The organism is Burkholderia sp. Ax-1720 (assembly GCF_011753035.1).
Classification (GTDB): domain Bacteria; phylum Pseudomonadota; class Gammaproteobacteria; order Burkholderiales; family Burkholderiaceae; genus Burkholderia; species Burkholderia gladioli.
Window position 1 is genome coordinate 1 of sequence record NZ_VWWK01000258.1, and the last position, 7,107, is coordinate 7,107.

General features: G+C 71.0%; 2 protein-coding genes. Both read right to left on the minus strand.

Translation table 11 applies throughout. From position 1 onward, the window contains the following. A partial coding sequence (locus tag F3J18_RS34465) for a hypothetical protein (protein ID WP_205195684.1) occupies positions 1-207 on the minus strand: 207 nt, incomplete at its 3' end. After that, on the minus strand, positions 191-7,107 hold a 6,917-nt coding region (locus F3J18_RS34470; RefSeq protein WP_166916575.1), incomplete at its 5' end, for a non-ribosomal peptide synthetase. The genes F3J18_RS34465 and F3J18_RS34470, both read right to left, overlap by 17 nt.

Below are 7,107 nucleotides of genomic sequence, written 5' to 3' on the forward strand. Positions count from 1 at the left end.
TGCACCGGCGGCCTGGTCCAGCGTGTCGAGGAACCACAGGCGCTGCTGGGCGAACGATAGCGGCAGGCTGGCGGAGCGATCCGCGCGCGCGATCGGCTGGCGGGCCTCGCCGGCCGGCCGCGCGTCGCCGCGCTGGCGCAACCGTTGCAGGAGGAGAGCACGCTTCAGTTGTTCGACATCGGGACTACGTTTATTCACTTTGCGCATCCTTTAATTGAGCCAGCAATTCGCTTTCGGACAGGTTGCCCAACTCCAGTTCCAGGTCTTGCAGATCGTCGGCCGCGTACAGGACCAGCAGCAGCGAGGTCACCGTATCGGCGAGCTGGCCGAGCGTGGGGTGTTCGAACAGCGCGTTGAGCGAGACCTCGACGCCGAACTGCTCGTCGAGGCGGATCACCAGTTGCACGGCCAGCAGCGAATGGCCGCCGAGATCGAAGAAGCTGTCGTGACGGCCGATCCGTTCGGTGCCGAGCAGCTCGCGCCAGATCTGCGCGATCTCCTCCTCCACCTCGCCGATCGGCGCTTCGTGGTCCTGCGCCAGCGCGATGCCCGCGTCGGGCGCCGGCAGGGCCTGGCGGTCGAGCTTGCCGTTCGGCGTGAGCGGCAGCGCCGCGAGGATCACGAAGGCGTCGGGGATCATGTAGCCGGCCAGGCGCTCGGACAGCTCGCCCTGCAGGCCCGCCGCGCTCGGCTCGGCGCCGTCCTGCGGCACCACGTAGGCGACCAGGCGCTTGGCGCCGTCGGCCTCGGTGAGCGCGATCACGGCCGCCTCGCGCACGCCCTCGCATTCGGCCAGGCGGGCCTCGACCTCGCCGAGCTCGATACGGAAGCCGCGGATCTTGACCTGGAAGTCGTTGCGGCCGAGGTATTCGAGGCTGCCGTCGGGCAGCCAGCGTGCGAGATCGCCGGTCTTGTAGAGACGCTCGCCGGGACGCTGGCTGAACGGATCGCGGATGAAGCGCTGGGCGGTGAGCTCGTCGCGGTTGAGGTAGCCGCGGGTGACGCCGTCGCCGCCGATGTGCAACTCGCCGGATACGCCTTGGGGGACCGGCTGGAGATGCTCGTCGAGCAGGTAGATGCGGGTGTTGGCGAGCGGCTTGCCGATGGTGGCGATGCCCATGCCGCGCTGCCGGGCTTCGTCGAAGCCGACGTAGGCGGCGGTACACGAGACGGTGGTCTCGGTGGGTCCGTAGGTGTTGACCAGGCGAGTGTGTTCGGGGCGGAAGCGATCCCAGAGTTCGAGCTTCTGGGTGGAGAGCGCGTCGCCGGTGACATTGACGAGACGCACGCTGTCGAGCAGCTCGCGCGCCTTGGCCGGCTGGCGATCCCATTCGGCGACCAGGGTATGCCAGTGCGCGGCGGTGAGATGGACCACGCTGGGCGGCCGCGATCCGGAAGCGCCTGCACCGAAGATCTGGGTGGCGGGCATCAGGGTGGCGCCGCCGAGCAGGGCGGGGAAGATCTCCTCGGCGGAGAGGTCGAAGTTCAGCGAGTTCTGCTGGAGGACGACGTCCTCGGGGGTGATGGCGAACAGGCGTATCGCGTCGACGGTGTAGTTGACGAGGTTGCGGTGCTCGACCATCACGCCCTTGGGCAGGCCGGTGGAGCCGGAGGTGTAGATCACATAGACCAGGTTGCCGGGCGTGACCTCGGTGACGGGATCCTGCTCGGGGAAGCGGGCGAAATGCGCCTCGTCGTCGAGCAACAGGGTGGGCGCGTCGACGGCGGGCAGCTTGTCGACGAGCGCGGCCTGGGTGAGCAGGGCGACGGGTGCGCTGTCGCGCAGCATGTGCTCGATACGGGCGGCCGGGTAGGCGGGATCGAGCGGCACATAGGCGGCACCGGCCTTGAGGATGCCGAGCAGGCCGGCCACCATCCCGATGCCGCGTTCGGCGCACAGTGCCACGCATTGGTCGGTGCCCACGCCCGTCTCGATCAGGGCATGGGCGATGCGATTGGCGCGGCGGTTGAGGGCGTCGTAGCTGAGTGCATGCTCGCCGTGTGCGACGGCGATTGCCTCGGGCCGGCTGGCGACCACGGCCTCGAACAGTTGATGGACGGTGCGCTCGGCGGGCCAGGGTGCCTCGCTGCGGTTGAAGTCGAGCAGCACCTGTTGCCGCTCGGCCTCGTCGAGTATCGCGATGCCGCCGATCTCGCGGCCCGGCGCGGCTACCATGCCCTCCAGCACGCGCAGCAGGTAGGCCGTGTAGCGGAGCATGGTCGCGCGATCGAACAGCGCGGTGGCGTATTCGAGCGTGCCGACGATCTCGCCGTCCACTTCCTCCAGGTCCAGCGAGAGATCGAACATCGCGGTGCGTTGCGGCGGTTCGATCGACTGCAGCGCCACGCCGCCCAGGTCGAGCTCGACCGTGTCGGTGCCCTGCCAGGCGAACATGGCCTGGAACACCGGGCTGTGCGCGAGGCTGCGCTCGGGCTTGAGCAGTTCCACCACCTGCTCGAAGGGCAGGTCCTGGTTCGACTGCGCGTCGATGGTCTGCTGGCGCACGCGCTGCAGCAACTGCGAGCTGCTCGGATGACCCGACAGGTCGACGCGCAGCGCCAGCGTATTGACGAAGAAGCCGATCAGCCCCTCCACGCCGGCATGCGTGCGATTGGCCACCGGCGAGCCGATCACCACCTCGTCCTGGCCGGCCAGGCGCGAGAGCACGCTGGCCCAGGCCGCGAGCAGCGTCATGTAGAGCGTGGTGCCCTCGCGCTTGCCGAGCGATTTCAGCGCGGCGCTGAGCGGCTTGCCCAGCGCGAGCGGCACCGTGCTGCCGGCATGGTCCTGCTGCGCCGGGCGCGGCCGGTCGGTCGGCAGCGTCAGCAGGCCCGGCGCATCGGCCAGGGCGCGCTGCCAGTAGGCGGCCTGCTCCTGCATCACCGGGCCCTCGAGCCAGCGGCGCTGCCAGGCGGCGTAATCGGCGTATTGCAGGACCGGCACCGGCAGCGGGTCGGCCTGTTGCGCCAGGAAGGCGCGGTAGAGCGCGCCGAGTTCGCGGCTGAGCACGCCCATCGACCAGCCGTCGCTGACGATGTGGTGCATGGTGACCAGCAGCACGTGCTCGGCCTCGGCCAGCCGGAACAGTTCGGCGCGTACCAGCGGACCCCGTTCGAGATCGAAGGGCTGGTGCGCGGCCTGGTCCAGCCGGGCTTCGAGCTGCTCGCTCGCCTGCTCGGCGGCCAGGTCGCTGAACGCGATCGGCAGGCCGCCGCCGGGCGCGCCGATCCGCTGCACGACCTGTTTGCCTTCGCGCACGAAGGTGGTGCGCAGGGCTTCGTGGCGCTCCACGATCCGGTCCAGCGAGGCCTGCAGCGCGGCGCGGTCGAGCGTGCCGCTCAGGCGCAGCGCGGCCGGCATGTGATAGGCGCTGCTCACGCCGTCCATCTGCGCGAGGAACCACAGCCGCTGCTGGGCGAACGACAGCGGCAGCGCGCCGTCGCGGCCGATCGGCTCGATCGGCGGCAGCGTGCTGGCCGCCGCGCGCGACACGGCCCGCGCCAGCTCGGCCAGGCGCGGATGCGCGAACAGGTCGGCCAGCCCCAGTTCGACGCCGGTGGCGAGGCGGACCTGCGAGATCAGCTTGACCGCCAGCAGCGAGTGGCCGCCGAGTTCGAAGAAGTCGTCGTGGCGGCCGACGCGTTCGAGACCGAGCAGGTCCTGCCAGATCGACGCCAGCCCCGGCTCGATGTCGCCGCAGGGCGCCTCGTAGGCGAGGCCCGTGGCGGCGCTGCTGTCGGGCGCGGGCAGCGCGCTGCGATCGAGCTTGCCGTTCGGCGTGAGCGGGAAGGCGTCGAGCAAGACGAAGGCCGAGGGAATCATATGGGCGGCCAGTTGCGCGCCCAGTTCCGTTTGCAGATCGGCCACGCTCGGCTCGGCGCCGTCCTGCGGCACCACGTAGGCGACCAGGCGCTTGGCGCCGTCGGCCTCGGTGAGCGCGATCACGGCCGCCTCTCGCACGCCCTCGCACTCGGCCAGGCGGGCCTCGACCTCGCCGAGCTCGATGCGGAAGCCGCGGATCTTGACCTGGAAGTCGTTGCGGCCGAGGTATTCGAGGCTGCCGTCGGGCAGCCAGCGTGCGAGATCGCCGGTCTTGTAGAGACGCTCGCCGGGACGCTGGCTGAACGGATCGTGGATGAAGCGCTGGGCGGTGAGCTCGTCGCGGTTGAGGTAGCCGCGGGTGACGCCGTCGCCGCCGATGTGCAACTCGCCGGATACGCCTTGGGGGACCGGCTGGAGATGCTCGTCGAGCAGGTAGATGCGGGTGTTGGCGAGCGGCTTGCCGATGGTGGCGATGCCCATGCCGCGCTGCCGGGCTTCGTCGAAGCCGACGTAGGCGGCGGTACACGAGACGGTGGTCTCGGTGGGTCCGTAGGTGTTGACCAGGCGAGTGTGTTCGGGGCGGAAGCGATCCCAGAGTTCGAGCTTCTGGGTGGAGAGCGCGTCGCCGGTGACATTGACGAGACGCACGCTGTCGAGCAGCTCGCGCGCCTTGGCCGGCTGGCGATCCCATTCGGCGACCAGGGTATGCCAGTGCGCGGCGGTGAGATGGACCACGCTGGGCGGCCGCGATCCGGAAGCGCCTGCACCGAAGATCTGGGTGGCGGGCATCAGGGTGGCGCCGCCGAGCAGGGCGGGGAAGATCTCCTCGGCGGAGAGGTCGAAGTTCAGCGAGTTCTGCTGGAGGACGACATCCTCGGGGGTGATGGCGAACAGGCGTATCGCGTCGACGGTGTAGTTGACGAGGTTACGGTGCTCGACCATCACGCCCTTGGGCAGGCCGGTGGAGCCGGAGGTGTAGATCACATAGACCAGGTTGCCGGGCGTGACCTCGGTGACGGGGTCCTGCTCGGGGAAGCGGACGAAGCGCGCCTCGTCGTCGAGCAACAGGGTGGGCGCGTCGAGGGCGGGCAGCTTGTCGGCGAGCGCGGCCTGGGTGAGCAGGGCGACGGGTGCGCTGTCGCGCAGCATGTACTCGATACGGGCGGCCGGGTAGGCGGGATCGAGCGGCACATAGGCGGCGCCGGCCTTGAGGATGCCGAGCAGGCCGGCCACCATCCCGATGCCGCGTTCGGCGCACAGTGCCACGCATTGGTCGGTGCCCACGCCGGTCTCGATCAGGGCATGGGCGATCCGGTTGGCCTGCCGGTTGAGGGCGTCGTAGCTGATGGCGTGCTCGCCGTGGAGCACGGCGATCGCCTCGGGCGTGGCGCGCACCTGCTTCTCGAACAGCGCGTGGATCGTCAGGTCGGCCGGATAGTCGGTGCCGGTCGCGTTGAAGTCGACCAGCACCTGTTGCCGCTGCGTCTCTTCGAGCAGGGGCAGCGCGCCGACGCGGCAGCCCGTGTCGGCGGCCATGCCGGCCAGCAGCGTCTGCAGGTGGGCGGCCAGCCGCGCGACGGTGGACGCGTCGAACAGGTCGCTCGCGTATTCCAGCTCGCCCGAGATGATGCCGTCGCGATCGACCAGCGACAGCGACAGGTCGAACTGCGTGCTCAGGTAGGACTGCGCGAGCGGGGCGAGCTTCAGGCCCGGCAGGTCGAGCGTGCGTGCCGGCGTGTTGTCCAGCGAGATCATGGCCTGGAAGATCGGGCTGTGGCTCAGGCTGCGCGGCGGCTGCACGGCTTCCACCACCTGCTCGAAGGGCAGCTCCTGGTGCGCGTAGGCGGCCAGGGCGTCGGCCTTCACGCGCTGCAGCAGGGTGGCCACGTCGGGGTTGTCCTCGAGCCGCACGCGCAGCGCCAGGGTGTTGACGAAGAAGCCGATCAGCGGCTCCAGTTCGGCCTGCTGGCGGTTGGCCACCGGCGTGCCGATCACCAGGTCGCGCTGGTGGGCGAGGCGCGAGAGCAGGGCGGCCCAGCCGGCGAACAGGGTCATGAACAGCGTGGTGCCCTGCTGCCGGCCGAGCTGGCGCAGCGCGTCGCCCAGCTCGCGCGGGAAGGCCAGCGGCACGCTCGCGCCGCGGTAGCTCTGCACGGCCGGGCGGGGCCGGTCGGTCGGCAGTTCGAGCAGCGCCGGCGCATCGGCCAGGCGCGCCTTCCAGAAGCCGGCCTGCCGCGCCAGCGCCTCGCCCTGCAGCCGCTCGCGCTGCCAGGCGGCGTAGTCGGCGTACTGGATCGCGAGCGGCGGCAGCGGGTCGGGCTGCCGCTGGTGGAAGGCGGCGTAGAGCGCGCTGATCTCGTCGATCAGCACGCCGATCGACCAACCGTCCGAGACGATGTGATGCTGGGTGACCAGCAGCAGGTGGTCCTCGTCGTCGAGTTCGAGCAACTGGCCGCGGATCAGCGGGCCTTGGGCGAGATCGAAGGGCTCGATCGCCTCGGCCTCGCCGATGCGCGCCACCGCCAGCTCGCGTGCCTCGGCGGCGATGCCGCGCAGGTCGTGGACGGCCAGCCGGAAACCCTGGTCGGCCTCGCCGATCCGCAGGAAGGGCTCGCCCTGCTCGACGGCGATGCTGGCGCGCAGCACTTCGTGGCGGGCCACGATGCGGTCCAGCGCGGCGCGCAGCGCGGCCGGGTCGAGGCGGCCGCTCAGGCGCAGCGCGGCGGGCATGTGATAGGCGGCGCCGGCGGCCTGGTCGAGCGTGTCGAGGAACCACAGGCGCTGCTGGGCGAACGACAGCGGCAGCCTGCCGCCGCGTGCGCGCGGCAGGATCGGCGGCAGCTCGGCGGCGGGCTCGGCACCGGCCTCCGAATTGGCCTCGATGCGCGCGGCCAGCTCGGCCAGCACCGGGCGCGCCAGCAGCTCGCGCAGCGGCAGCTCGACGCCGAAGGCCTTGCGCAGCCGCGAGGCCAGTTGGACCGCCAGCAGCGAATGGCCGCCCAGTTCGAGGAAGTTGTCGTGGCGGCCGACGCGTTCGAGGCCGAGCAGTTCCTGCCAGATCGCGGCGAGCCGCGGTTCGGTCTCGCCTTGCGGCGCGCTGTAGGCCTGCATCACCACCGCGTCCGCGTCGGGCGCGGGCAGCGCGCGGCGGTCGAGCTTGCCGTTGGGGGTGAGCGGGAAGGCGGCGAGCGCGACGAAGGCGTTCGGCACCATGTAGTCGGGCAGCGCGGCGGCCAGGCGCGCGCGCAGCTCGGCCGGCGCGGGCGCGGCGCCCTCCGTCGGCA